At 36.9% G+C, this 26338-nt stretch carries 24 protein-coding genes; 16 read left to right on the top strand and 8 right to left on the bottom strand.

All coding sequences use genetic code 11. The annotated features are described in order from the left end of the window. Positions 1 to 84 precede the first annotated feature (84 nt). A complete protein-coding gene (locus tag ACKVEV_RS10070; RefSeq protein WP_409370240.1) occupies positions 85 to 1821 on the bottom strand; it encodes an ABC transporter ATP-binding protein in 1737 nt (578 codons plus the stop codon). Between the two features lie 167 nt (positions 1822 to 1988). Here ACKVEV_RS10070 and ACKVEV_RS10065 point away from each other — a divergent pair, with 167 nt between their 5' ends. From ACKVEV_RS10065 to ACKVEV_RS10010, 12 genes are all read left to right on the top strand, one after another. Further along, positions 1989 to 3419 (top strand): ABC transporter permease, encoded by a 1431-nt coding sequence (locus ACKVEV_RS10065; protein ID WP_409370239.1) that lies wholly within the window; start codon positions 1989 to 1991, stop codon positions 3417 to 3419. A gap of 13 nt (positions 3420 to 3432) precedes the next feature. After that, the gene (locus ACKVEV_RS10060; protein ID WP_409370238.1) at positions 3433 to 4929 is read left to right on the top strand and encodes an ABC transporter permease; all 1497 of its coding nucleotides are present in this window, start codon (positions 3433 to 3435) and stop codon (positions 4927 to 4929) included. A 25-nt stretch (positions 4930 to 4954) separates the two neighbouring features. Beyond that, complete coding sequence (locus tag ACKVEV_RS10055) at positions 4955 to 6766, top strand: ABC transporter substrate-binding protein (protein WP_409370237.1); 1812 nt, start codon at positions 4955 to 4957, stop codon at positions 6764 to 6766. 171 nt (positions 6767 to 6937) lie between these two features. Then, complete coding sequence (locus ACKVEV_RS10050) at positions 6938 to 7276, top strand: hypothetical protein (protein WP_409370534.1); 339 nt, start codon at positions 6938 to 6940, stop codon at positions 7274 to 7276. Positions 7277 to 7471: 195 nt separating this feature from the next. After that, positions 7472 to 7672: a hypothetical protein gene (locus tag ACKVEV_RS10045; RefSeq protein ID WP_409370236.1), complete on the top strand. Its 201-nt coding sequence runs from the start codon at positions 7472 to 7474 to the stop codon at positions 7670 to 7672. Positions 7673 to 7880: 208 nt separating this feature from the next. Continuing rightward, positions 7881 to 9059 (top strand): beta-ketoacyl synthase N-terminal-like domain-containing protein, encoded by a 1179-nt coding sequence (locus ACKVEV_RS10040; RefSeq protein ID WP_409370235.1) that lies wholly within the window; start codon positions 7881 to 7883, stop codon positions 9057 to 9059. Between the two features lie 12 nt (positions 9060 to 9071). Then, complete coding sequence (locus tag ACKVEV_RS10035; protein WP_409370234.1) at positions 9072 to 11465, top strand: EAL domain-containing protein; 2394 nt, start codon at positions 9072 to 9074, stop codon at positions 11463 to 11465. A gap of 113 nt (positions 11466 to 11578) precedes the next feature. Then, on the top strand, positions 11579 to 12787 hold the full coding sequence (locus ACKVEV_RS10030; protein WP_409370233.1) for a hypothetical protein: 1209 nt from the start codon (positions 11579 to 11581) through the stop codon (positions 12785 to 12787). Positions 12788 to 12865: 78 nt separating this feature from the next. Further along, on the top strand, positions 12866 to 13033 hold the full coding sequence (locus ACKVEV_RS10025; RefSeq protein ID WP_409370232.1) for a hypothetical protein: 168 nt from the start codon (positions 12866 to 12868) through the stop codon (positions 13031 to 13033). Between the two features lie 193 nt (positions 13034 to 13226). After that, positions 13227 to 13607 (top strand): SET domain-containing protein, encoded by a 381-nt coding sequence (locus ACKVEV_RS10020; protein WP_409370231.1) that lies wholly within the window; start codon positions 13227 to 13229, stop codon positions 13605 to 13607. Positions 13608 to 13843: 236 nt separating this feature from the next. Next, positions 13844 to 14047 carry a cold-shock protein gene (locus tag ACKVEV_RS10015; protein ID WP_409370230.1) on the top strand — a complete coding sequence of 68 codons (204 nt, stop codon included), beginning with the start codon at positions 13844 to 13846 and terminating at the stop codon, positions 14045 to 14047. A 389-nt stretch (positions 14048 to 14436) separates the two neighbouring features. Next, positions 14437 to 14850: a YugN family protein gene (locus ACKVEV_RS10010; protein ID WP_409370229.1), complete on the top strand. Its 414-nt coding sequence runs from the start codon at positions 14437 to 14439 to the stop codon at positions 14848 to 14850. Between the two features lie 71 nt (positions 14851 to 14921). Here ACKVEV_RS10010 and ACKVEV_RS10005 read toward each other — a convergent pair whose 3' ends face one another. Next, the gene (locus ACKVEV_RS10005; protein ID WP_409370228.1) at positions 14922 to 15335 is read right to left on the bottom strand and encodes an NUDIX hydrolase; all 414 of its coding nucleotides are present in this window, start codon (positions 15333 to 15335) and stop codon (positions 14922 to 14924) included. A gap of 126 nt (positions 15336 to 15461) precedes the next feature. On the opposite strand from ACKVEV_RS10005, the gene ACKVEV_RS10000 reads away from it, so the two are divergent. Both ACKVEV_RS10000 and ACKVEV_RS09995 read left to right on the top strand, forming a co-directional pair. Beyond that, the gene (locus ACKVEV_RS10000; protein WP_409370533.1) at positions 15462 to 16511 is read left to right on the top strand and encodes a PQQ-dependent sugar dehydrogenase; all 1050 of its coding nucleotides are present in this window, start codon (positions 15462 to 15464) and stop codon (positions 16509 to 16511) included. Positions 16512 to 16564: 53 nt separating this feature from the next. Further along, on the top strand, positions 16565 to 16987 hold the full coding sequence (locus tag ACKVEV_RS09995; RefSeq protein ID WP_409370227.1) for a universal stress protein: 423 nt from the start codon (positions 16565 to 16567) through the stop codon (positions 16985 to 16987). A 100-nt stretch (positions 16988 to 17087) separates the two neighbouring features. Here the strand turns inward: ACKVEV_RS09995 and qoxD are convergent, their stop codons facing one another. The 6 genes from qoxD to ACKVEV_RS09965 all read right to left on the bottom strand — a co-directional run bounded on the left by qoxD (position 17088) and on the right by ACKVEV_RS09965 (position 23476). Beyond that, entirely contained in the window at positions 17088 to 17369 is a 282-nt protein-coding gene (qoxD, locus tag ACKVEV_RS09990) for a cytochrome aa3 quinol oxidase subunit IV (protein ID WP_409370226.1), read from the bottom strand. Continuing rightward, positions 17369 to 17968 (bottom strand): cytochrome aa3 quinol oxidase subunit III, encoded by a 600-nt coding sequence (qoxC, locus tag ACKVEV_RS09985; protein WP_409370225.1) that lies wholly within the window; start codon positions 17966 to 17968, stop codon positions 17369 to 17371. Before qoxC ends, qoxD begins: the two co-directional genes overlap by 1 nt. A gap of 1 nt (position 17969) precedes the next feature. Further along, positions 17970 to 19913 (bottom strand): cytochrome aa3 quinol oxidase subunit I, encoded by a 1944-nt coding sequence (gene qoxB / locus ACKVEV_RS09980; RefSeq protein WP_409370224.1) that lies wholly within the window; start codon positions 19911 to 19913, stop codon positions 17970 to 17972. Between the two features lie 27 nt (positions 19914 to 19940). After that, positions 19941 to 20882 (bottom strand): cytochrome aa3 quinol oxidase subunit II, encoded by a 942-nt coding sequence (gene qoxA, locus ACKVEV_RS09975; protein ID WP_409370223.1) that lies wholly within the window; start codon positions 20880 to 20882, stop codon positions 19941 to 19943. Positions 20883 to 21905: 1023 nt separating this feature from the next. After that, positions 21906 to 22748, bottom strand: coding sequence for a DUF2785 domain-containing protein (locus ACKVEV_RS09970; RefSeq protein ID WP_409370222.1), 843 nt, complete (start codon positions 22746 to 22748; stop codon positions 21906 to 21908). Positions 22749 to 23011: 263 nt separating this feature from the next. Next, positions 23012 to 23476 (bottom strand): hypothetical protein, encoded by a 465-nt coding sequence (locus ACKVEV_RS09965; protein ID WP_409370221.1) that lies wholly within the window; start codon positions 23474 to 23476, stop codon positions 23012 to 23014. A 187-nt stretch (positions 23477 to 23663) separates the two neighbouring features. Between ACKVEV_RS09965 and ACKVEV_RS09960 the strand changes: the two genes are divergently transcribed. Continuing rightward, positions 23664 to 24653, top strand: coding sequence for a DUF3196 family protein (locus ACKVEV_RS09960; protein ID WP_409370220.1), 990 nt, complete (start codon positions 23664 to 23666; stop codon positions 24651 to 24653). 266 nt (positions 24654 to 24919) lie between these two features. Continuing rightward, on the top strand, positions 24920 to 26209 hold the full coding sequence (gene tig / locus ACKVEV_RS09955; protein ID WP_409370219.1) for a trigger factor: 1290 nt from the start codon (positions 24920 to 24922) through the stop codon (positions 26207 to 26209). Positions 26210 to 26338: the final 129 nt, after the last annotated feature.

The following is a 26338-nucleotide window of genomic DNA, read 5'->3' as shown; positions in this document are numbered from 1 at the left end:
GCCATTAAATGCTCGAAAACCGCCACGAAAACCTTCAAAATCGCCATTAAAATCAACAGAACCGCCACTAGATAGTACTATTGGCTACTTCGCCACCCAGTGATCTTTAGATACTTCAATAAGCTGTGTGTTGTCTAAATTAAAACGATTAATCATTAACTCTTCCTCAGTCATTACTTGCCGTTTCTTCTGTTTTTCAATGGCTGGGTCTGGAATTGGAATGGATTGCAGTAGCATTTTTGTATAAGGATGTTGTGGATTCGCATAAAGTTCTTCACTTTCGGCTAATTCCACAATTTTTCCGCCATACATAACGGCAACGCGATCGCTAATATGTTTCACCATCGACAAATCGTGCGCGATAAACAAATAAGTTAAACCTAATCGTTGTTGTAAATCTTTTAGTAGGTCTACAACTTGCTTTTGAATCGACACATCGAGAGCGGACAGTGGTTCATCACAGACGATAAAATTCGGCTCGACAGCTAAAGCACGCGCAATGCCAATACGTTGACGTTGCCCTCCGCTAAATTCATGTGGATAGCGTAATGCATGTTCTTTTTTCAAGCCTACTAGTTCAAGTAATTCCTCTACACGGGCGCGACGTTCCGCTGCTGAATTCGTTAATTTATGTACATCCAAAGCTTCTCCGATAATATCGAGCACCTTTTTACGAGGATTCAGTGATGAATACGGATCTTGGAAAATAATTTGCATATGGCGACGCATACTTTTCAATTCACTTTTAGATAGGCGTGTTACCGGCACGCCTTTGTACAACACTTCACCATCTGTCGGTTCATGGAGCTGTAAAATTGTGCGTCCTGTTGTCGACTTGCCTGAACCAGATTCGCCAACTAGGCCGAGCGTCTCGCCAGGATAAATACGGAATGATAAGTCATCGACTGCTTTTAATTGTTCACCTTTCTTTAAATCGAAATGCTTGGATAAATTGCGCACTTCAATGAGTGGTACATTAACATCCGTACCCGCCTCAATTTTCGATGGCTGTTTTGGTTCTTTTTTTTCATGAAGCTTTGGCAGGGCATTTAACAAACGTTTTGTATAAGGGTGCTGCGGGTTGGCAAATATCTCTTCCGTCGTGCCTTCCTCCACAATTTCTCCCTCTTTCATCACAATTACTCGATCACACATACCCGCAACGACACCTAAATCATGTGTAATTAAAATAATAGAAGTGCCGAGACGTTCTTGCATTTGCTTCATAATACTTAAAATTTGCGCTTGGATTGTAACATCAAGTGCCGTTGTTGGTTCATCTGCAATTAAAAGAGAAGGGTTGCAGGCAAGCGCCATTGTAATCATGACACGTTGACGCATACCACCACTAAATTCATGCGGGTACTGCTGATACCGTTCTTCACTATTTTTAATGCCAACTAATTTTAATAATTCAATTGTTTTGTCGTAGGCTTCCTTTTTGGACATTTTTTGATGCTTCATTAAACCTTCAGCAATTTGTTCACCGATGCGAATGGTTGGGTTCGTCGAAGTCATCGGGTCTTGGAAAATCATACTTATATCTTTTCCGCGGATTTCTTCCATTTGCTTTTCGGATTGCGTCACTAAGTTTTCCCCTTGGAAAAGAATTGTACCCGACTTTAAAAAAGATGGGGGGGATGGGAGAAGGCGCATAATAGAGCGTGCCGTTACGCTTTTACCGCTTCCGGATTCACCGACAATGCCGACTGTTTCTCCTTTATTAACATAAAAGTTGACCCCTTTTACCGCTTCAAACTCGCTTTCTCCTGTAATGAAGGAAACGCGTAAATCTTGTATTTCAAGAATTTTTTCAGTCATCCTGCTCATCCTTTAATAAATTTAAAATATTGTTATTGACGAAATGTGGCCGTTCATACATACTATACTATACAGGTAGGTATTGTACAATATAGCGTGTGATGTAAATGATCTTATTTTATTTTCATACCTTACTACTTATAGTAAGCGAAGAAAGGAGGAAATACATGAATAATTTTCAGAATATTAGAAAGCTTAATGAAAGTTATTATTTTAAGCAAATTTTTAATGAAATGACGACAAAAAGTAGTTATTCTTTTGTGTTATTTTTACTAGGATTTCCAGTGCATATTGTTACATATTTTTTATATTTATTAAAAAAGGATCAACATTCATATGCTCAAAAGTTTGCACAAACGAAAGAACAGCTTATTGCGCAAGGCAAAATGCAAGCGTGGGAAGCCGAATATAAGCAACAGGAACAAACGAAGGCAGCCTTTTTTAAACGTTCAGTGAATGAACAGCAACTTCTCTCGACAGTCAACCAATTGACAGAACAGAAGCTTCATAGAGAAGTAGAAAAGATACTTAAAAGCGATGGTATAGCAAAGCAATCCTATACGAAATATTTTAGTGAATTGCTCGAAAGTCCAATTTTCTTAACCGTGTCATTTATTCCGGGTATTTTAATGTATTGTCTTCTTGTTTTATGTAGCAATGCGTTTAGTCGATTTATCGTCGAACGTTTATTCCAAAGTGCGTTTGTAATTGTAGGGGTAGCGACATTAGTATTTACGATTTTATATTTATCGCCATTTGATCCAGCACGTAATTTGCTAGGTATTGAGGCTACACCAGAGCAAGTGGCAAATTTTAATAAAATTTATGGATTAGACCAGCCCTATTTAGTACAGCTTTGGCATTCATTGTCTGGACTATTTACGTTTGACTTAGGCACTTCATTTGAAGGTAAAGAAAATATTACGCAAAGTATTATGAATAAGTTTCCAGTGACATTGGAAATTGCGCTATTTTCATTGTTAATGGCGATAGCAATTGCCATTCCTGTTGGTATTATTTCTGCCGTAAGACCGAATTCTTTCGCAGATTATGCTTTTATGTTGATTGCACTTATTGGTTTATCCATACCAAGCTTCTGGCAAGGGCTTATTTTTATTTTAACGTTTTCATTAAAACTGCAATGGTTCCCAGCTACGTATAATCCGAACAATTGGTTATCCATTGTGATGCCGGTTGTTGTATTAGGTACTTCTATTACTGCATCCATTGCGCGAATGACAAGGTCGAGCATGCTTGAGGTTATTCATGAGGATTATATTATTACCGCAAAAGCGAAAGGCTTGAGTGAGCGCAAAGTCATCACAAAACATGCGATTCGGAATGCAATGATTCCGATTGTCACCGTTATTGGTCTGTTATTCGGCGGTATGCTTGGCGGTGCTTCGGTTACGGAAAAAGTATTTAATATTAGTGGTATCGGAAGCTATATTGTCGATAAACAGTTTATTCCTGATATTCCGGCCATTCTTGGTGGGGTTGTCTATATTGCCATTACCATTTCCATTGTCAATATGGTGATTGATGTGCTTTATGCGTTTTTTGATCCACGCATTCGTTCAAAAATGAAGAAATCTTAGGAGAGGGTATATTGTGAAATTCATATCAAATGTAAAGCTGCTTATGAAAATAACACAAGAATATGTCAATGCACAGTTTACCATTGTCTTTTCTGCTATTTTTTCAGTGCTGTTTTTACTTAATAGTGTTAATTTTTCTACTGGCATTTGGCGACCTTATGTCCTTGGGCTATTTGTTATTTATGTCTGTACGACTTTATATGTATGGTTGGCAACGTGGCGAATCAAAAAGGATTTAGCACAACAACGAGAAATTCAACGACGAACAAGATTGCTAGGTTACCCATTAATGCTAACAGTACTAGTGGGCAATGTATTTGCAGCTGGTTTCGGCTTTATGTTAGCAACGAAAAATAAAACAGCAGAATATACTTTTGCTGTCTATGCATTCATTACACAAATTTTTATTATTGTTATTTCCGCATTGAATTTGTTTAAGCCGTATGTGGTAGATACATTTTTATTAGCGATGGGTGTATTTGTAGCACTTGCTATTCTATATGCGGTGATGGCTGTACTTGTTGCACGAAATGTTACGGTAAGCAATGCCCCTAAATGGATGATGCCACTTGGCGTTGTCTTACTATTACCTGCTCTAACAGGTAATCTTTTTTCAGTCCTGCTCGGCTGGACATTAATTAAAAAAGCACGCAATACGGATCCATCCGCCGTTGAAAAATGGCAAAAAATATGGAATAAAATAATGCGCAATACGATGGCTGTATTCGGCATGTTCTTCATTATCTTTATGTTTTCATTATCAATCGTTAGTTCATGGACATTTGATTACGACTTTGCCGTGCAAAATAATTACAGCGCGTTATTACAAACACCTTCTTTAGACTATCCGCTAGGGACAGATAACTTCGGAAGAGATTTGTTTTCACGAATCGTGTTTGGTGCACAAATTTCTTTAATTGTTGGCTTCTTTTCTACGATTATCCCAGCTGTCATAGGCGGAGCACTTGGCGCATTTTCAGGCTATTACGGGAAAAATACAGATAATATTATTATGCGTTTGCTAGATATTTTATATGCAATTCCAGGTATATTACTGGCCATCGCCATTATTGCAGCATTTGGTGCTAATACAGTGAATTTAATTATCGCATTGAGCGTAGGGGCTATCCCAACATATGCACGGACGATGCGCGCCAATGTTATGCAAATTGCTAATTATGAATTTGTTGAATCAGCTAGGGCTCTCGGGGTATCGGATGCGGCTATTATTTTTAAGCATATCGTACCGAACTCACTTGCACCAATGATTGTCAAGGCGACATTAACAATCGGTGGGGCGGTCATTTCAACGAGTAGTTTAAGCTTCCTTGGCCTGGGCGTAGAGCCTCATATACCCGAGTGGGGCAATATTTTAAAAGTCGGTAGTACGTATTTAGAAACTAATTCGTATGTAGCTATTTTCCCAGGGTTATGTATTATGCTACTCGTCTTATCGTTTAACTTTTTCGGTGATGGGCTACGAGATGCACTTGATCCTAAAACAAACTAAATGAATTTATTGGAGGAATAGACAGATGAACAAAAAATTATTTACCGTTGCAGCATCAGCAACCGTTGCTGCGGTCGCTTTAGCAGGCTGTGTAGAAACAAAATCGAATGTTGAAAATAAAGGCGATAAGGCTGATTCAGCAAGTACTAAACCAGTCATTGAAGTGCTAGGTATGGCTTCTCAAGAGCAAGATATGAATATCGTACGCGATCAATTAGTGAAAAATGGCTTTGATGTAAAGTTAAATATTCAACCAGACTTCGGTTCTTACTCGGCTCAAAAAGATGCTGGGAACTATGATGTGGCGATTTCTAGCTGGACAACAGTAACAGGTAACCCAGACTATGCTGTAAGAGGCTTATTCAAAACAGGTGGCGATTATAGTGTCACTGCCGATGCAACAGTTGATAAATTAATCGATGAAGCAAGTACGTTAACGGGCGATGCTGCAAAAGAGAAGTATAAGGAGTTAGAGCAAGCATTAGTATTTGATAATGCGTATATTGCACCGTTATACATTTCTCAAAAATTCCAAGGTATTTATTCGAAAAAAGTAAACCCAGATACGGTACGTTTACCAAAATCACGTGCACAAGCATGGGAATCCATCGCCTTTAATGATACGGCAAAAAATGCGACAGACACGTTAGTCTTACATCAAGGGATTTCTTCTTTAACTTCTCTTGACCCGATTAAAGGAAATGATGGTTCGATTAATACTTTAAATACGAATATGTATGTGCGATTAGTGAACTTATCGGATACAGATGAGGTCGTATCTACTGGCTCATTATCTTATAATCACGCTATTTCTGAAGACAACCAAGAGTATTACTTCGTATTACGTGATGACATTCATTTTGCTAAAGTGGAAAATGGCAAAGCAGTGGATACGGGCGATTTAGTTTCGGCTGAAGATGTTGTATTCTCATTAGAACGTGCGAAAGATCAAAATTCAGTGCCAGATCACCGCACATACTCTATCCATGAAAATATTGATACAGTAGAAATCGTTTCAGATATTACGGCACTTGAAGCAGTGAAAACAACTGACGGTAAATCCGTTTTAGATGAATTATCTGATAAACTACCAGCAGCGATTGCACAAGTAGTGACGGATGAAGCGAGTGTAGACAATGCGGCAGGTAAGTATCAAGTAGTGAAAATTACAACGCCAAACCCGTTCCCGCAAGTACTAAACTATTTAGCACACCAATCAGGTGGCATCGTATCTGAAGCGGCAGTGAAAGCAATTAACACATTTGACGTAGCAAGCTATGATCCAAATACAAATGTTGCATACGGTGACCAAGCGACTGTTACAGAAGGTGCAACATATGCCAATCATTTAGCAGCATCTGGACCATATATTTTAGTGCAAAAAAATGATTACGAAGCAACTTTTGTCAAAAATCCTGCCTACCAAGTAGGTACTGAAAACGAGCCGAAAATTAATAATATTAGCGTTCGTTTCATTGAAGATAATGACAGTGCGTTATCAGCACTACGTAATGGAGAAATTGACGTCTTGCAATCTGTACCAGAAACGAAAATCGACGTTGTAAAAGGCGATGCCAACTTAACGTTAAAAACAGCTGATAGTAATGCTGTCTCTTATTTACTAATGAATCCAAAAGGACGCGAAGTATCGAAATCAGTTGACTTACGTAAAGCTATTCTTTACTCGATTAACCAAGATGAATTTATTAGTTACTACCAAGGCAATAAAAAACCAGCAGTATCAACGGTTTCACCACTTGTTGATACAGGATTAAAATTAACAGCTGATACATCAAAAGTAAAAGATTTCTTAAGTGCTTATAAAGCGACTAAGTAACGCGATAGGCATTTAATAGATAGCACTTCAAATCCAAATTCAAAAGGATTTGAAGTGTTTTTTTGAAGGTTAGTCATAAAATTCATGTTTTTTCTTTAAAAAATGGAACTTAATGCTAATTTGAACGTATAAGGAGGAAAAAAAAAAAATCGAAGGGGAGTTGGCGTTGTGATGCGAAAGAAAAATATGATGATTATGATGGTGACATTAGTAGTTGAAACAATTATTACGTATTGTATTGCCTCATTTTTCTCTGTTAGATTTATCGAAGTGATGTTTTTTGTTGGCTTTGTAATAGCAGGCGGAATTTTTTACTTTTTAAGTAGCGGAGGACCAATGGCTCGATTTAATGAAGTTCAAGTTACTGCGCAAACAGGTATCATGCAAAAAAGTGAGCACTATATTGCGAAGAAAGGTCCCATATTTTTTGCATCGGCACTATTTTGCTTAATCGGATTAGTATTCTTTCTATTACTCATTGCAGGCATTATTCCACCTAGTGAAATGTAACACGATAAAGCGAGTTAAAAGTGTAAATAACAATATAATTGTAAAAACCTTTTCAATTCGTTATACGATGATTGGAAAGGTTTTTAAATTTGTTAAATGCATAAGAAAGGGCAAGTGCAACTACGATCTCAATAGAACGAATAAAATACAGGCTAGTTGGAAAGTACTGCATGTAAAAACATGGAGTTGAGCGCTTTGGAATTTTATCAAGATAAAGAACTATACTGCTATAGCTGTCGTAAAAAAACGGTCTTTACATGTAAAGATGCGCACCGTAAAAGTGGAGTAGAAAGTCATTGCAGTGAATGTAGTGGCCTATGGTTTGAATGGCAAAATCGAGCAGTGGAACGAGAGATGGAAAAGTGGGTTGAATATAACCAAAGAATCGTCAATTAATCCTAGTACTTCACATATTATGTACATTTACCTTGTAAACTATTAGGTAAAAAGAAAAATCCTTCTTAAATTATTACGGTATTTTGCTTAAAAGTGATACAAATTATCCATTTAAATCATTCACATAGAACTTATGACTTGTCAATATAGACTATGTCTATTTTTGTTGTATATAATAAAATAAAGTCGAAATGTGAAGGTGATAGAATTGGACGATATAGTCATAACAGGATATGGCATAAAAGCCCCTGGAATATTAGATAAATATAGTTTTTTAAATGTACTACAAAAAGGTATTTGTACGCAGAGCATTTTACACAATAGTGCTCAGCCACATGCTAGTATTGTTGCAGGAATAATAGAAGATAGTTTTCTAGAAATCAACGGCGTCAATTATCGGCGATATCCCCGTTCTGTAAGAATGGCAGTTGCTGCTGCATTGGATGCCGCAGAAATGTCGGCGTTACATCATTTTCAACCACATCGGATAGCGGTCATTATGGGGACTTCTGCTGGAGCAATTCTTGAAATTGAGAAATATGCAAAGGATGCATTTGATTTAAGGAAATTTCCCGTTCATGGGGTTTCCCTTGTGGATACCCATACACTTTCAAATGCTGTTGCGGAAGCGATCGGTTCAAATGGTTCTGCTTTTACAATAACGACGGGCTGCAGTGCAAGTTTAGATGCCATATTATTAGGGAAACAGTTATTAGAGTCTGGCACTGTGGATGCTTGTATTGTTGGAGGTACAGAGGCCCCGTTAGGTCAATGGACAATTAATGGTTTTAAAAAAATAAGATCACTTTCTACGGAGACTTTAATTGAAAATGCCGGTGTACCGTTTTCGACGCAGCATAGCGGTTTTGTTTTATCAGAGGGCGCTGGCGTATTGGTGTTAGAGCGGAGACAATCTGCAAACGCACGCGGGCAGAAAATATATGGGAAAGTGGAACGTGTCATTTCAAGAAATGAAGGGCAAAAACTATTAACTTCAGATATTTCTGGGAGACATATGCTAGACGTTTTCCAAGAAACAATTGGCAATACAAAACCTAGCTATGTTAATAGCCAAGCACTTGGCATAGACATCAATGATCAGATCGAACGATTCATTTTAAAAGAGACTTTTGGTTGTGATGTGCCGATTACTTCAATAAAAGGCATGATAGGGCACACATTTGGCGCAATGGGAGCGATGCAAATTATTGCATCTTTGTTATCAATGGAATACGGTTTCATACCGCCGACGACTAAAACAACAGGAGACGGTTTTGAAGACATACCGATTGTTTTTGAAACGCAGCATCAAGCAGTAGAGTCTGTATGTATTACTACTCATGGAAGTAGCGGGAATAATGCTTGTTTATTACTGACACTTACATAGGAGGCTCTTTATATGTTTTTTATTTTTTTACTTTTGTTATCTTGTATTCCCGTTTGTGTTGGAATTACGATTTTAGTGTTATTCAAAAAAAATAAACTTTCAAAAATTATTTTTTTATTCCTTCTGTTAGCTTCATGTTGGCACATAGATGTGTCATTTTTATATGCAGTTGAACTGTTTAACAGCGAGACCATTATGCTATTTTTCAAGCTTTTTCGCTTTGGCTCTATATTGTTAACACCTACGATTTTTTATGTGGGATATACAATTGTTCAAGAAATATTGCCAAAAGCATATCAGCAAAAGTGGGGTTGTATTGTTAATCGTACGACTGTTGTTATATCTTATGCATTTGCATTATTTGTTTACATAATCGGATGGAGCTCTAAAGGTATTCGTGAATTAGAACTTATTCAAATGGATAATAGTAAATTTTACTTTCCTGTTGACGGACAATTAGCATGGATTTTTAATTTTAATGTCTTTCTTTTTATCGTTACAATTATTATTTGTTTGCTGATTAGTTTAGATGTACAAAATAAAAGTGAACGTTCTTTTTTATTGTATTTTAATATTTTTACAGCGATCGGTTTTGCGATTGGCTACTTAAATATGTTTCCTAGTTCAAGATTGTATCCAAGCTCGATTGCCATTTTGGTTTTTGCAATTTCAATCTTAATCTTATCGAGTCGCATGCATCTAGCTATTGTAAATAATATGAATAAGAAGCTATATGAGCAAAAGCAGTTTTTATTTAGAGTCATTGATTTAAATCCTAATTACATTTATGCGCAAGATGAAAATGGTCGCTATACATTAATGAATAAATCTTATGCGCAATTGATGGGCTTTAGTTTCCAAGATATGCTTGGCAAAACAGATGGTGATTTACTAGCAGAATTGTCTGATGAAGAGGAATGTTACGACCAAGAGAAGAATTCATTTAAGTTGCCAGAAAAGCATTTTATTAAAGAGGAAGCGATTACTACTGCTTCAGGTGACGTAGTATGGGTACAAACGGTGAAAGTACCTATTCAATTAAATGAACGTTCTGCGTTGCTTGCAGTGTCAACAGATATTACTGAACGCAAGCAATATGAAGATGAAATCAAATTTCAAGCGAATCATGATGCGTTAACGGGGTTACCGAATAGAAGAATGTTTAATGAGGATTTAATAGCCCTTTTAGAAAAAGCGAAATTAGAGTCTAGTCAAAATGCTATATTGTTTTTCGATTTAGATCGTTTTAAATATATTAACGATACACTCGGGCACGATGTAGGAGATTTGTTATTAATCGAAGTATCTAGACGTATTGAAATATTGCTCCAAGAAAAACATAGCAGGGCAAATATTTACCGACTTGGTGGAGATGAATTTACTATTTTACTTCCTAATTATGATGCCGTCGAAAGTGAGGCATTCGCGAAGGAATTATTAGCGCAATTTATCACAGGCTTTTGGATCGCTGGCAGTGAGTACTTTATAACGCCAAGTATTGGGATTAGTACATTCCCGAATGATGGCTATGATGCCAATACATTAATAAAGCATGCTGATACAGCCATGTACTATGTCAAAGAAAGAGGGAAAAATAACTATCAATTATTCACCTCGGAAATGCAACAACATTTTTATCGCAAGATGATGATAGAAAAGCAATTACGTACGGCACTAGATAATAATGAATTTGAACTTTATTACCAGCCGATTATGGATGTGAAAACAAATAGACTTATCGGAATGGAATCGCTCATTAGATGGAATAACGACGTTCTTGGACGCGTTACACCCGATGAATTTATATCTATTATGGAAGAGACCGGAATGATTATACCAATCGGTAAATGGGTATTGAATACGGCCATTGCTCAAACTGCCGCTTGGCATAAGGAAACAAATAATCGATTGAAAGTAAGTATTAATGTTTCAGTCAAGCAGTTGCTTGAACCGACGTTTGTAGAAAATGTCAAAAACGCGATAGAGAATGCTTCACTTGACCCGTCTTATGTTGTTTTAGAAATTACAGAAAGTATCGCCATGTATGCGGAGTCCATGATTGAAAAATTGTTTGCACTAAAAAAGCTGGGCATTAGTTTATCGATGGATGATTTTGGTACAGGCTATTCATCGCTTAGTTATTTAAATAAATATCCACTAGATTCTTTAAAAATTGATAAATCCTTTGTCATTGGCATGAATCAAGATGCTGAGAACAAAGCACTCGTCAAAACGATTGTAGCGATTGCTAAACAGCTTGATTTAAAAGTGATAGCAGAAGGTGTAGAAGGTGAGGAAGAATATCAATTCCTGTCTGAAATAGGCTGTGATTGTGCACAAGGTTATCTGTTTAGTAAACCAGTTTCTGTCGCGGAATTTAAAGCACAATGGCTTACAATTAACTAATGTATGCTTGATCGATGAAAGGTAAAAAAGTATGTGAATTTCGCGAGGCTTTCTCTATAGGAGAGAGCCTTTCTTGTAATAATCACTATCGTTTAGAAGGAGCGGTGATAGGTATGAAAAAATGGATTGTATTTTTGACCTTTATTCTATGTATCAGTTTTCAAACCAATACAGAAGCAAAAGTGATTTGGGATGGAGCAGAGATTACGAAAGGGCAAACGGGTAAATTGACCTTTTCAAAAGATGTGAAAATATATAAAAAAAATGCTGATGGCACATTTACATCACTCGTTGTGAAAAAAGGGGAATTTTACCGCGTCTATGGCCATGAGTTTTCGACTGTTGGCAAAGTATATAAAATGAGCGGCGGCTATCGTGTACAAGCAACAAACTTAGTGATTTATAAGGAAGTGCCGTTAACGATTCAACAACAAGTATCAGGGGTGAAGTTTACTGAAGGAACAACTATTTTTGCTAATTCTGCAAAAGGCGTTTCGATTAAAGAAGCACCGAATCGTTCAGCAAAAACGATGATGCAAACGCCATATGGAGCTGTTTTTAAAGTAGTCGAAGTAAGCGGGGATTATGTCAAAGTAGAATATAATCCGAGAACGGATATGACAATCGATTACGTATGGGGCTATGTACCGCAAGACTATGTATCGAATTTACCTGAAGGAACAATTCAATATGTAAAACAAATAGTGGATTTATCAGTTCGTCCAGGATGGCAAAGTCAGTCATTAAAAACTGGTACATCAGTTGCAGTCTATTTCACAACAGCAGATGGGCGTGCATATGTATCTTCAAATAAAGTTTATGGATACATCCCTGCAAGTGCTTTGTCAAAGACGCCAATCGTTGATAAGGAACTACTAAGTTTAGCGGAACCATCGACCATTTTATTTGATGCAACGCAAAAGATTTCTTTATCACAAACAGCACCCGATTACTATTTAGCCGAGTTTTCACCGACTGCGAGTAATCGCTGGCAAGGAACGATACAACTAGTAAATGATGACGAGATTAGCGGAGGCAAACAATTAGAAGGTGCACTTAGCTATACAATCGTTAATAAGAAGCTAACCTATCATTTAGCAAGCGAACGACAGGATGAAAAACTGATGATGCAGTTCCCGTTAAAAGTAAATGATACAATCTATGTTAATGGTCAAGCGCAAAAAGTGAGCAAAATTTATGAGCAATACGCGTTAAATATAACAGGTAGTTATAAAACATTTAACAATGTGGTCATAGCTGGTGACTACCTTATTGCGAAAGGTTTAGTGAAGGGACCTTATAATTATTGGATTAACATGTAGCGTAATCTTTAGATTTGTTTAATCGAGATGGTCATTTAGTTAGTAGGAATACTTAAGGCAGTAAGGAGCAGGGGATAGATGATCTATCGCTTTTTATTACTATTAGCAACGATAATCTTTATAGTCAATTTATATGTCCTTCCAACATTTTTCTCCATTGAACCAGACCGTACAGGTACTTTGATTGGATTAATCATCATCATCGTTATTATGTATCATTTATTAAACAATAAAGGTAAAAATTAATTTCCTCGTGCAGCTCCTTTCAGGTAGGAATGCTGCACGATTTTTTATGTTTCAGCAATTTTTATTGCATGAAATGTCTATTTTATGTATTTAAATTGAAAAAAATGTTCAAAAAAAACAAAAAGATGCGCTCATTGACCAAATTAGTGGTACAGTTAGAAAGTATATTTTAAAAGTGAGTAGGAGACAAAAGATGATTGAAATCAAAACATCTCCATTAAGTGATGGAGAATTCAATAGAGGGGTATTTGCTACATGTGATATCCCAAAAGGAACGCTTTTACACGAAGCACCGGTTATTTCATATCCAAATGAACAGCATCAGTACATTGAGCAAACATTACTTGCCGACTATGCATTTGAATATGGCATAGGACAATCCGCTATACTACTAGGCTATGGTATGTTGTTTAATCATTCGTATGAACCGAATGCAACGTATGAGATTAATTTTAGAAACCAAACATTTGATTTCTTTGCTTACAAAGATATTAAAGCTGGAGAAGAAATATGTATCAATTATAATGGTGAAGTAGATAATCAAGATCAACTATGGTTTAACGAGGAAAAATAAGATTTAATAGTAAGCTGCCCTATACAAGTAACTGTATAGGGATTTTTTTATGTTAGTACTAGACAAATGAGATTTTGTATTATATAATAAAGTTAATAAAATCGTTTACGAAGAAACAATGAATTCACATGTTACAAAGAGTCATCGTGTTTTGTTCGGTACTTTTTGTAATATGTGAATTTTTTTCTTTTGAGGAAATCGGATATTATTAAATACAATTAATGGAGGTCATTTAAATGACACAACAAGGTACAGTAAAATGGTTTAACGCAGAAAAAGGTTTTGGTTTCATCGAAGTAGAAGGCGGAAACGATGTATTCGCTCACTTCTCAGCTATCCAAGGTGATGGTTTCAAAACACTTGACGAAGGTCAAAAAGTTGAATTCTCAGTAGAAGAAGGCCAACGTGGACCTCAAGCTACAAACATCGTAAAACTTTAATTTTTATTAAACATACGATAACAGACTGTAGACGAACTCAAAGAAATTTGAGTTTGCCTACAGTTTTTTCTTTTTACCGGTCTATTTAGATGAAGCGTAGGATACGTGTCGATGTAAGCCCTTTAAAAGCTCGTATAGCGCATTTTAATAATTAATTGATGTTTTTCCTTAGTGTTGAGTAAATAGTTACTAGAGAACCGTGAAAGGGCCTTTAAACTTGTCGTAAAAAATTGTTGTTGGCTGCGTTGTCGGTGAACCCTAAATAGCACGCGCACACTGTAAGAAGCGGGCATTATGTACGAGCAATGTTGTGATTTTTTACCCTCAGAAGTTGGTTTGGTATTTATCTCTTTAGGATAGACTGACATCAAAGTAAAGGAGGGTATACAATGTTACAAATTGAATCGAGTATTGTCGGCAAAGAAATTTCTTTTGGCTATTTACGTGATCATATTGAGAGACATGGTTTTACAATTGGGGGAAATTGGGAGTATCACAAAGGCAGCTTTGATACGATTTTATCAAGTGATGGAGGGGAAACAATCTATTTGCGTGTACCTTTTATCGTAACGCAGGGAGAATTAGATTTCTATGATGCCCAAATTCGCTTCCAAAACCCGTTTGTGATTAAACATGTGACGAATGTGGGCTTAGATTATGATGAGGGCTCATTACTTGATGCAACAGGAGCTAGTCAATTCCAAGCGCCGCTTGATAAAGATGGCCATATTCACGATAAAAGTAAATGGATACAAGTTGGTGAGAAGGTAGTGGCGGATAAAGTTCTTCCTTATTTTCACTAGGCTTTATCCCAACATTATGTTAGTCACACTTTTTATAAGTAGTGGCTTTTATTTTGCGTAAAATAATCCGGTTATAGAAGACCTTCATCGTGATAGAGCGCGTGATGTTGATAAAGTTTGTCGATGCCACCTCGATAATAAGGCATGCGAACGTTGGCTATGTCTATTGGAGCCCATTCGATGTGTGATATTTCATCAGGCAACACTATTTCTTCAACGCCGCCTATGATTTGCGCTTCAAAAGTGAAAAATAAAGCATGATGGTTTCTAACCTTAAATTTCGTTTCATTTACCGCGAGTAACTTTCCTACTTCAACAATATAGCCTGTTTCTTCACTGACTTCACGGATAGTAGCTTCCATCAGCGTTTCATGTGCTTCCACTTTGCCACCAGGAAGTGACCAATGTCCTTCATGATTATGAACCATTAGTATTTGATTATGGAGATTTTTAATTAAAGCATAGACTACCTTGACTTCTTCCATTAGTATCACCTTTTCCTTTCATTTTTTAAAGATATAGGTACATAATAGTTTATTGGAATATAAATGGAAAGTAAATAAATTGCATATTGAAAAGAGGGAAAGTGATTGGTGAAAAAACTCTGTTTTATGTTATTAATAGTCATTATGATGGTGGGATGTTCAACATCAAAACCTACCAATCATGAGCAGGAGAAGGGTACAGCTATGCAAACACTCAGCAATAGAGGGATTGAAGTAATTGCGGAAAATTTAGAGATACCTTGGGCAATCGAAAAAGTTGAAAATCAGTTTTACATTACGGAGAGAACAGGTCATATTGTGAAAATACAAGAGGGCACAATGGAGAGACAACAAGTCCGTTTGAAACAAGAACTAGCGACAGCTGCGGAAGCAGGGTTATTAGGATTTGTACTTGCGCCAGATTTTACGCAATCGAAACTTGCATACGCTTATTATACGTATGTCGATGGAGATAAACAGTTTAATCGCATTGTAACACTGCGACAAAAGGACGATGTTTGGTATGAAGAGCAATTGCTACTCGATCATATTGTCAGCGGCGCCTTCCATCATGGGGGGCGACTGAAAATTGGCCCTGATGGCAAGCTATACGCAACGGTGGGGGATGCAGTGCAAGCGTCTGTAGCGCAAGACCTGTCAGCATTAGAAGGGAAAATTTTGCGGATGAATTTAGATGGCTCTGTACCACAGGATAATCCATTTCCGAATTCAGTCGTCTACAGTTATGGCCATCGTAATCCTCAAGGGTTGGCATGGTCGTTAGATGGGGTGTTATTTGCAAGTGAGCATGGCAACAGCGCCAATGATGAAATAAATATAATCGAAGCAGGTCAAAACTATGGTTGGCCCATTATTGAAGGGAATGAGACACAGCGGGGCATGATATCCCCTCTATTTACGTCAGGAAGTAATACAACATGGGCTCCTTCTGGGATGGATTATGATGATAATAACCTGTATGTAGCTGCATTAAGAGGGACTGCAATTTTGGAATTTAATCTTGCGACGAATAAACAAAGGGAGCTTATAACAGGGCTCGGAAGAATTCGCGATATTGTTGTAGATGAACAGTATCTTTATTTTGTCAGTAATAATACGGATGGACGTGGAAACCCGCAACATAATGATGATAAGTTATACCGAATACCATTATGATATAATGATTTTGAAAACTTTGAATTCTAAGGGGAAGATGGAGGAGAGCAATAATGGCTACAAATTATAAGACAATCGCTGTTGCAATAGACTTTTCACAACAGTCGTTGAAAGCCTTTGAAAGAGCGGTAAAATTAGCAATAGAATATGGGGCAACATTACAATTAGTGAATGTAATTGACACTAAATCATTTGGTGCTATTACAGCATATGACTTAAAGTATGCGGAGAAATTGAAAGAAGAGCATTTTAGTAAAATAGCAGAGTTAAAAAAAGAAGCGCTCGCTGCACAAGTAACGGAAGTAGAAGCAATTGTAGAAACAGGATCACCGAAAAGTATTTTGACACAACTTCCTGGGGTAGACTTACTTGTATGTGGCGCAACTGGGTTAAATCAATTAGAGAAGATGGTCCTAGGTTCTGTAGCTGAGCGTATTGTTCGTATGGCTTCCTGTGATGTATTGCTCGTTCGCTAGCTGCATTCAAGCATCAGCCTATAGAACAAATACAAGAGATTAGCTTTTGTAGCTATAAAAAAAGACCGAGAAAATGATAACCATTTTCTCGGCTTTTTTATTAGTAACCCCAGATCATTGCGAATAATGTACCAAGGATTGTCACAACAGCTACGAATACTGAATATAAAATTGTTGTATATAATGTTTTCTTATCTTCAGATTCACCGATGTGCATGAATAATACTAATTGAACAGTTGCTTGTGCAAGTGCTGTCACTAATAGGATAGCAAATGCCATGTTGTAAGACATATCAAATTTCACAACTGCTAAAGCTACAATTGTTAATAACAGTGAGAAGCCGAAGCCCATCACATGTTGTTTTGGGAATAATTCCTTCATCAGCTAATCAGTCCTTTCAAGTAGACGAAGCTGAAGATGAAAATCCAAACTACGTCTAGGAAGTGCCAGTACAGTGAGAAGATAAACGCTTTGTTAGCCGTTTGTGGGTTTAAGCCACGACGAGCCACTTGGATTAAAATTGCAACGCCCCAGAAGAAACCGAAAGTTACGTGGGCACCGTGCGTACCAAGTAAAGTCATTAATGAAGATAAAAATGCACTTGTTGTAATCGTTGCACCTTCATGAACATAAGTGAAGAACTCGTCAATCTCAATACCTAAGAAGCCAAGACCTAAAATAAGTGTAATGATGAAGAATGTCATCATTGCTTTTTTGTTGCCAAGACGCATAGCGTGTACGCCAAGACCAATTGTGAAACTACTTGCTAAAAGTAAGAATGTTTCAAGTAAAACTGGTGTTAACTCGAAAATCTCAGCACCGTCTGGGCCACTACCTGTACGAGTGTGAAGCGTGAAATAGACAGCAAAGAGTGTAGCGAATAACATGATTTCGGCGCCAAGGAAGATCCAGAAACCAAAAATCTTTAAGCGGTTTTCCTCTGTACTATATTCTAATGGAAGTGAAGAATCGATTTTCATATTATTTATCACCTCTCAAACTTTTTTCAGTCTCCATAATTTCTTCAACTGAAATGTAACGACCATGATCATCTTCAAATGAACGATGAGCCATGAAGCCAAATACAACAAGCATGCTGATAATGGCTGGAATCCATAGACTAAATACAGCGAAGAATGCTGCTAGGAATAAGAATCCACTTGTCCAGAATGGAGTACCTGTGTTGTTAGGCATGTGGATTTTTTCAATTTTACCAGCAGTAATATCGCGACCTTCTTTTTTCGCGAACCAGAACTCGTCTAAACGAGATACAGTTGGTACTACTGCAAAGTTGTATTCAGGAACTGGAGAGTGAGTAGCCCATTCTAATGAACGACCATCCCAAACATCTGCTTTCTCGTTACGAGGCATATGTTTCCAGCTGTAGTAAATGTTATAACAGATTAACGCAAAGCCGACTGCAAGTCCAAGTGCACCGATGAACGATAGCATGTTTAGTGGACCGTAACCAGTTGAAGCTGAGTATGTGTACATACGACGAGCATAACCATCTAAACCTAAAATGAATAGAGGGAAGAATGTTACGTTGAAGCTGATCGCGATAAACCAGAAACCAGCTTTCCCTAATTTTTCGTTTAAACGGAAACCGAACATTTTTGGCCACCAGAAGTGGTAACCTGCAAGTACACCAAATACTGTACCTGGAATTAATACATAGTGGAAGTGGGCAACTAAGAACATCGTATTGTGATATTGATAGTCGGCACTTGCCATTGCTAGCATTACACCTGTAACCCCACCGATAGTGAAGATTGGAATAAAGCCTAGTGCATAAAGCATTGGGGTAGTAAATTGAATCTTACCGTGCCTCATTGTGAGCAACCAGTTGAACATCTTAACCCCGGTTGGAACAGCAATCGCCATTGTTGTAATAGAGAATACACTGTTTACCATAACGCCGTGACCCATTGTATAGAAGTGGTGGGCCCATACTAAGAATGACAGTAATGAAATGACAACCATACTCATTACCATTGATTTGTAACCGTATAAGTTTTTACGTGCAAATGTCGCAATAACTTCAGAGAAAATACCGAAGGCAGGTAGGATAACGATATAAACTTCAGGATGTCCCCAAACCCAGAATAGGTTGGCCCAAAGCATGTCCATACCACCGTCTGTCATAGCAAAGAATTTTGTACCGAATTGACGGTCTAACATCATTAATGCAAGCGCAACAGTTAATACTGGGAACGCGAATACGATAATAACGTTTGTAATTAAAATTGACCAAGAGAACATTGGCATTTTCATTAATGTCATACCAGGAGCACGCATTTTAAAGATCGTTGTGATGAAGTTCACACCCGTTAATAACGTACCAATACCTGATAATTGTAGTGCTAAAGAATAATAGTTATTCCCAACAGTTGGACTGAAATCTGTGCTTGCTAATGGGAAGTAAGCTGTCCAACCTGCATCTGGAGAACCACCAATAATGAATGATAGGTTCAGTAAGCCACAACCTGCAGCAAATGCCCAGAAGCTGACTGCATTAAGTCGTGGGAATGCAACGTCACGAGCACCAATTTGCAATGGAATAACGATGTTCATTAAACCGATTACAAATGGCATCGCCATAAATAGAATCATGATTAAACCATGTGTTGTGAAAATCTCATTATAATGTTGTGCATCAAGAAGTCCGTTATCAGGAACAGCAGTTTGTGCACGCATTAAAAGTGCGTCGATACCACCGCGGAATAGCATTAAAAGTGCAACGGCGATATACATAATACCGATTTTTTTATGATCGACTGTTGATAGCCAGTTTTTATAGAAGTAGCCCCATTTTTTAAAATAAGTTAGGCCTGCTACGACAACAACTGCACCAACTACGATACTGATAGCTGCCGCTAAAATCATCGGTTCTTGCAGTGGATGGAATAATTCTTCCATACTCATAGGATGCGCTCCTTTCAAATTTGAAAATTAATGTGAATGTGTTGATTCTGCATCACTGTTTGAATGGTCCATATCTTCATGATTCATATCTTCGTCAGACATGTCCATGTCGCTATGATCCATACCCCCCATATCCATATCACCGTGTGGCATTGGTGCTGGGCTGAAATCTAAGTGAGTAGATGAGTAGCTTGAACGACCTACATGTTCAGCTGCTAAAAGTTCTTTGAATTTTTCTTCAGTTAATGGTTTTTCGTTCGCTTTTACGTCCTTAACCCATTGATCGAAGTCTGCTTGAGTCATAGATTGTGCTTCAAATTCCATTTCCGCAAATCCACGACCGTTAAAGTTTGAGTTACGACCCATGAATGAGCCAACTTCATCAGCTGCAAGGTGAATAGTTGTTAACATGTCACTCATTGCATATTTTTGACCTGCTAACTGTGGAATCCAGAAACTTGTGATTGGTCCGAATGAATACAATTTGAATTCGATAGGACGATCAGTTGGAATGTTTACATAGTTCACAGTCTCAATACCTTGTTCTGGATAGCTGAAGTGCCATTTCCAGTTTGAAGATGCTGCATAAATAACAAGAGGTTCTTTATTGTCATAACCTTCTGGTGTTGTTTCTACCGTACTAGTTGATTTAACAGTAACAATTGCTAGGAATGCTACGATAATAATTGGAATAACTGTCCACGTAATCTCTAATACGTGACTACCTTCTTCATGAGGTGGCTCATAATCGGCAGATGCTTTAGATGCACGATATTTTGTTAGCATAAACGCGAAAAGCACATACACGACTAGTAAAATAACTGCCATTGTAATAATGGATAAAATAATTGTGTTTGATAATGTTTGAGCATTCGGTCCTTTTGGATTGAAAACTGTTAATGGTTCACATCCAGAAAGGATTGCGATAGCGCCAAATGCTAAAAACATTAAGCTTAATTTTTTATTCATGTTTGACTCCTTTCTATAAAACGGCTATTCATAAATTTAATGTGTAGTAGTATTGATTCACATTTACAAATAGTGGGTATTGAGGTCACCTCTTTTTACTGATGTACCAATCAAGTACTATTGTGTTTACAATGACAATGGCAAGTTTCAATATGAAACGGAAAGTCTAGTAAATGATTGGTCTGTTGCAAGCGTTCTTCAACACGATGATGAATGCACCATGAATTAGATAATAATTCAATGTCGATGGTCACATCATGTCTGTGTTTGCATATAGGATTATACGCCCGCTTCACTAGAAAAAAAAATATTTAATTATAAAATTGATAACGAATAGGGGGTGAATATGAACATTTTTTGAACAAAAAAAGCTATTTTGCTATTGGTATTTTCAGGTTATAATAATTTAGCACTGTATAAACGTTGAAAATACTGCGTTTATCATATTTAACTAAGTAAATATTTTTTTTGTGAAATTTATCATTTCACATTTTAGACGATGATTTGTAATAAAATCCGTGGCGCGACAATGTTTTTAATTGTTTTTAGTTGCTTTTTTTTTAAAAAAGGAGTATATAAAATGGATGTTTAATATACGATAAAGGATAAATTTTCTATGAAAGGAATCATTATTAAGGTGTATTTTGGAATGGTGTTGAAATTATGTTAAAATAATTAAATGATTTCTATAAATTACAAATATTAGTATATTAATATTGAAGTTTGTCAAAAAGCCTATGTCACAAGTTGAAATAGTTTGAAAGTAATGACTAGGTCTTTGCTAAATCTACAAAATAGATTACGTGGTGCTGCTAGCGATGGTAATGACCAGATTGGACGAAGAGACATAGGTTACTAGTGTGTTGTGAAGCGTTGGCAAGCGGAGGATAATGCTGTGGGAACTGTGCATAATAGGACGCGAACAATGATTCACTGTAGCGTTCATCAACGGCATAGAAAAAGTGTTAGATTGATTGCGATCGATCTAACACTTTTTCTATTTAGTCCTGATGATTGAATAATTTACGAACCGAGCTTAAGCCACTTTGCTACGTGTATATATAGAGTGTTTTGAAGTTTAGGGGCTAAATTTTTCATTTTTAAAGCGAAATACAATGTTTTCATTGTATTTAATGTGCAAGTGCGACCGCTGAAAAAGCTTTCATTATAGCCTTGCGTTACTAAATGCATTTCAAACTTATCAAAAGCTTGCTCCACCCATTCTATTAACGCCTCTTCAGAATAGTTGCGCTCTAATAATGCCTCGATAATATTGACAAAGCGTTCTTCCTCGTCGTTGACATAGACAACATCTTTCCAAGTGACCAGTTTTAGTGCATGTAAAATGGCTGGTGCATGTTGCAAATCAAACTTAGGGTGCTTGATTGTCGTGGTAGCTAAATCGGCACCATGTGCAAGGCTATGCGCCCATCCCTTTCCTTCCACGTACCCTCTTGTATCTTTTTCAAGTAACAAATAACGACCGATTTTTTTAAAGAACAATTGTAAGCGATGATCATCCAACAGAAGGAGCTCACTATCCTTAGCTAGAATGCCAGCGACAAGTAAAGCGGAAAAAGAGCGTGTAAATACACTGTCTGTCAGTTGTTCGCCAATATTAGCATATAAGAAATCGTCTCCAGTTGCCGTATCAAACAAATATTGTAGTTGTTGTGCGCTCAGGCAATTGTCGCTAAGTAAGTCGACAAATGTTCTGTATATAAGATGATCGCGTAGTTTTTCATCGGTAGAACCGATGTGTTCTAACATGTTCTTTAACAGCCAGTCGCCCTCTATTTCAAAAAATGCTTGGCGTTCTGGAAGTGTCATAGAAGAAAATGATTGTAATGCTTCTTTTATATCCATGAAAAATGCCTCCAATAATAAATCTCATTGTTATTATACAATCTTTACGATAGAAAATTGTCAGATGTGCATTTTTTAATGGTTACTTTCACAATAGGAATACCGGAATCTATAGAAAGCTGATATGATTATAGCGCAACGAATAAGGGATTGATGTAGAAGGACGACAAAAAGACATACGTTTAGTATGCCTTAGACAAAAAAATTGTTTAGCTAGCCGGTTTTGAAAGCATGATGTACATACACGGATTTTGTTTAGCTTCCTATAATATAACAGCAGATTTTATGCCAAGAGGCCATTCGATAAATGAATTTTGATTTGTTTTTAATTCTACTAAAATACTTGCGTTTTTGATGGCATCTAAAATCCACTCACTATAATGGAAGGTAGGTTGCGGGTGCTGTAAAATCCGTTCCATATCTTTTGTATCAATATGCAGAAGTTTATAATTGCATTCAATATGAACACTTTGGGGAATAATAAAAAGCGACTCCTGATGATGACCAATTGAGATGGAACCGGGGATAGTCCCTTGAATACTCGAAATATGTGTTGCTGCTTCTTGCGTAAATGGATTAATTTTTGTGTGCGTGAAAAATTCAAAGTCAATTGAATAATCTTGTTGAGGGCCGTGTGCTGTTGTAATTGAAATAACTTTAATTGATAGTGCTTCAAACGTTGGTGAGATACGGTTATCAAATTCTGTGATTGTATCCATTAATGGCATGTCTTACACTCCTTGTGAACAACTTGTTTTCGTCTAGGTGACTATGACTATGTGGGTTGAAGCGCAATTTGTTATTAAGCTTCAAAATGATGGGTATTATTAATTATAATTCAATTTATTGAAAAATATGAATAGAAATTCAATTATTTTTGTAAAAAATAAACAATTTAAAAAAGAGGTGAGAGAAATGGCAAAGCAAAAGCGTCATGTTATTAAACATGACAATATTGTTGTTTTTCCTGGGGCAACTGACATGTTAATCCGAGAGGGGCATATGTACGCGGAAAACAATCAATATGAAGATGCTGTCGCGTGCTTTGAAAAGGCGTTTTTATATGAAAATGGCGATGAAAAAGCCTTAAGTGTTTACGCATATGCTTTATATGAACTGAAGCACTATGTAAAAGCAAAAGAAGTATGTGAGCAGTTATTAGCCATGGGCACCTCTATGTATGTGGAAGTGATGGAGCTATATATCACCATTTGTATGCAGTTGAAGGAATATCATCAAGTAGAAGCGATTATAACGACCTTGATCGAAGAAAATGTACTTCCTGAAGCACAACTAGAAAAGTTTGAACGCTTAAAACATATCAATAGTGAAGTGGCTAAAAAGCTTCAACAAAGAGAAGATGTACAAGAGCTGATAGAAGAGCAAGAGTATGAATTAGCTAAATTTAGAGCGCTTACGCCAAATGAACAATCGCTGCGACTGCACAGGTTGATGGATACGAATGTGAGACAGTTAAAAATGGCGTTAAAGGCCATAATTGAATGTTCAGATATTCATCCATTTGTTCGGAGTCTAGCGCTTATCTTGCTTGTTGAACAAGAAGTATCTATTGAAGTAGTCGTTACAAAATTTGAACAAACGAAAATAATCAATCCAACCGAACTTGCATTGCCTAATCAATTACAGCAGTATAATGAAATAAAAAAAATGATAGAATCTAAATTAGAGCAAGACCCATCAACATTAGAAATGGTACAATATTTAATGGCTAAGCATGCTATTGTGATGTATCCGTTTGAATGGCATCCGTTTGAAGCCGATGCTATTGCTAATGGTTACATCGATTTTGTACAAGCCATGCTTGGTAATGTCCAGGAAACGGACGATGAAATCTTCGGCTTTTTACAAATGTTAGAAAAACTAACAGAACTCCATGAAGTATGAAATAAGTTGAAACTATACGCATCTATGATATACTAAAATGGTTGTCAAAATCGTAGTTACGAATAAATTGTCTAACATTTAAACTTGATTCAACCAATGTCCCCTTCTTCATGAAGTAGGTGGATCAATGTCAAAGGTTTTTAGTGGTGACACGAAGTCTTTGACGCATGTTGCGGATTTTTTACAAAAAAATTATCGAGAAATCGAAATCCGGACGCAATTACGTTATGGTAATTGAAACTAGATTATTTTGGAGGTATTTATACATGTCAGCAAAATGGGAAAAACAAGAAGGAAATATCGGTACTCTAACAATCGAAGTACCAGCTGCAGAAGTAGACGCAGCAATGGACCAAGCATTTAAAAAAGTTGTAAAACAAATTAACGTTCCAGGTTTCCGTAAAGGTAAAATGCCTCGTAAAATGTTTGAACAACGTTTTGGAATTGAATCTTTATACCAAGATGCTTTAGAAATCATCGTGCCAGATTCTTATGCAAAAGCAATCGACGAAGCTGGAATTATGCCAGTTGATTACCCAGAAATTTCTGGTACAGAAAACTTCGTACATGGTCAAGATTTCTCATTCACTGCTCAAGTAACAGTGAAACCAGAACCAAAACTTGGCGAATACAAAGGCTTAGAAGTTACGAAACTTCCAGTTGAAGTAACAGACGAAGAAGTTGAAGCGCAAATCCAAGAACAATTAGCTCGTAAAGCTGAACTTGAAATTAAAGAAGATGAAGCAATCGTAGAAGGCGATACTGCTGTAATTGACTTTGAAGGTTTCGTAGGTGAAGAAGCATTCGAAGGCGGTAAAGGCGAAGATTACCCATTAGAAATCGGTTCAGGTTCATTCATTCCTGGATTTGAAGAGCAATTAGTAGGCGTTAAAGCTGGCGAAGAAAAAGATGTGGCTGTTACTTTCCCAGAAGAATACCACGCTGCTGAATTAGCTGGTAAAGAAGCTACTTTCAAAGTAACTGTGAAAGAAGTTAAAACAAAAGTTCTTCCTGAGCTAAACGATGAGTTTGCAAAAGAATTAGATCCAGAAGTTGAAGGCGTAGAAGCATTACGTGCAAAAATTAAAGAACAAACAGCTGCTCAAAAACAAGCAGAATCAGATGCTACACTTCGTGATGAATTAGTAGAAAAAGCTGCTGATAATGCAGAGTTTGAAGTGCCAGCTGGTATGATTAACTCAGAAACAGATCGCATGTTACAAGAATTTGGCCAACGCTTACAAATGCAAGGTATGAACTTAGATTTATACTACCAATTCTCTGGTCAATCAGAAGAAGATTTACGTGGTCAAATGAAAGAAGAAGCAGAAAACCGCGTACGTGTTTCTTTAACACTTGAAGCAATTGCTGAAGCAGAAAAAATTGAAGCTACTGAAGCTGATATCGAAGCAGAATTAGAAAAAATGACTGCTCAATTCAACATGACAAAAGAACAAATTACAGGCGCTCTTGGCGGTACTGCTGTTCTTGAAAATGATATTAAAATCCAAAAAACAGTTGAATTTTTAGTAGAAAACGCTAAAATTACTGAATAAGATTTTTTACGTAATTAGATAGAAAAAATAACAAGACAAGGTACGGCGTAAAACCGTGCCTTGTTTTATCACACATAGCTTTTTAGTTTAGGCTAAAGGGGCCCCAACCTCTCACAGTCGAGGAGACAA

This window comes from Lysinibacillus sp. 38-6, assembly GCF_046245175.1.
Taxonomy (GTDB): Bacteria; Bacillota; Bacilli; order Bacillales_A; family Planococcaceae; genus Lysinibacillus.
The sequence above is the reverse complement of the archived record's forward strand: the minus strand, read 5'-3'. Positions and strand labels throughout refer to the sequence as shown.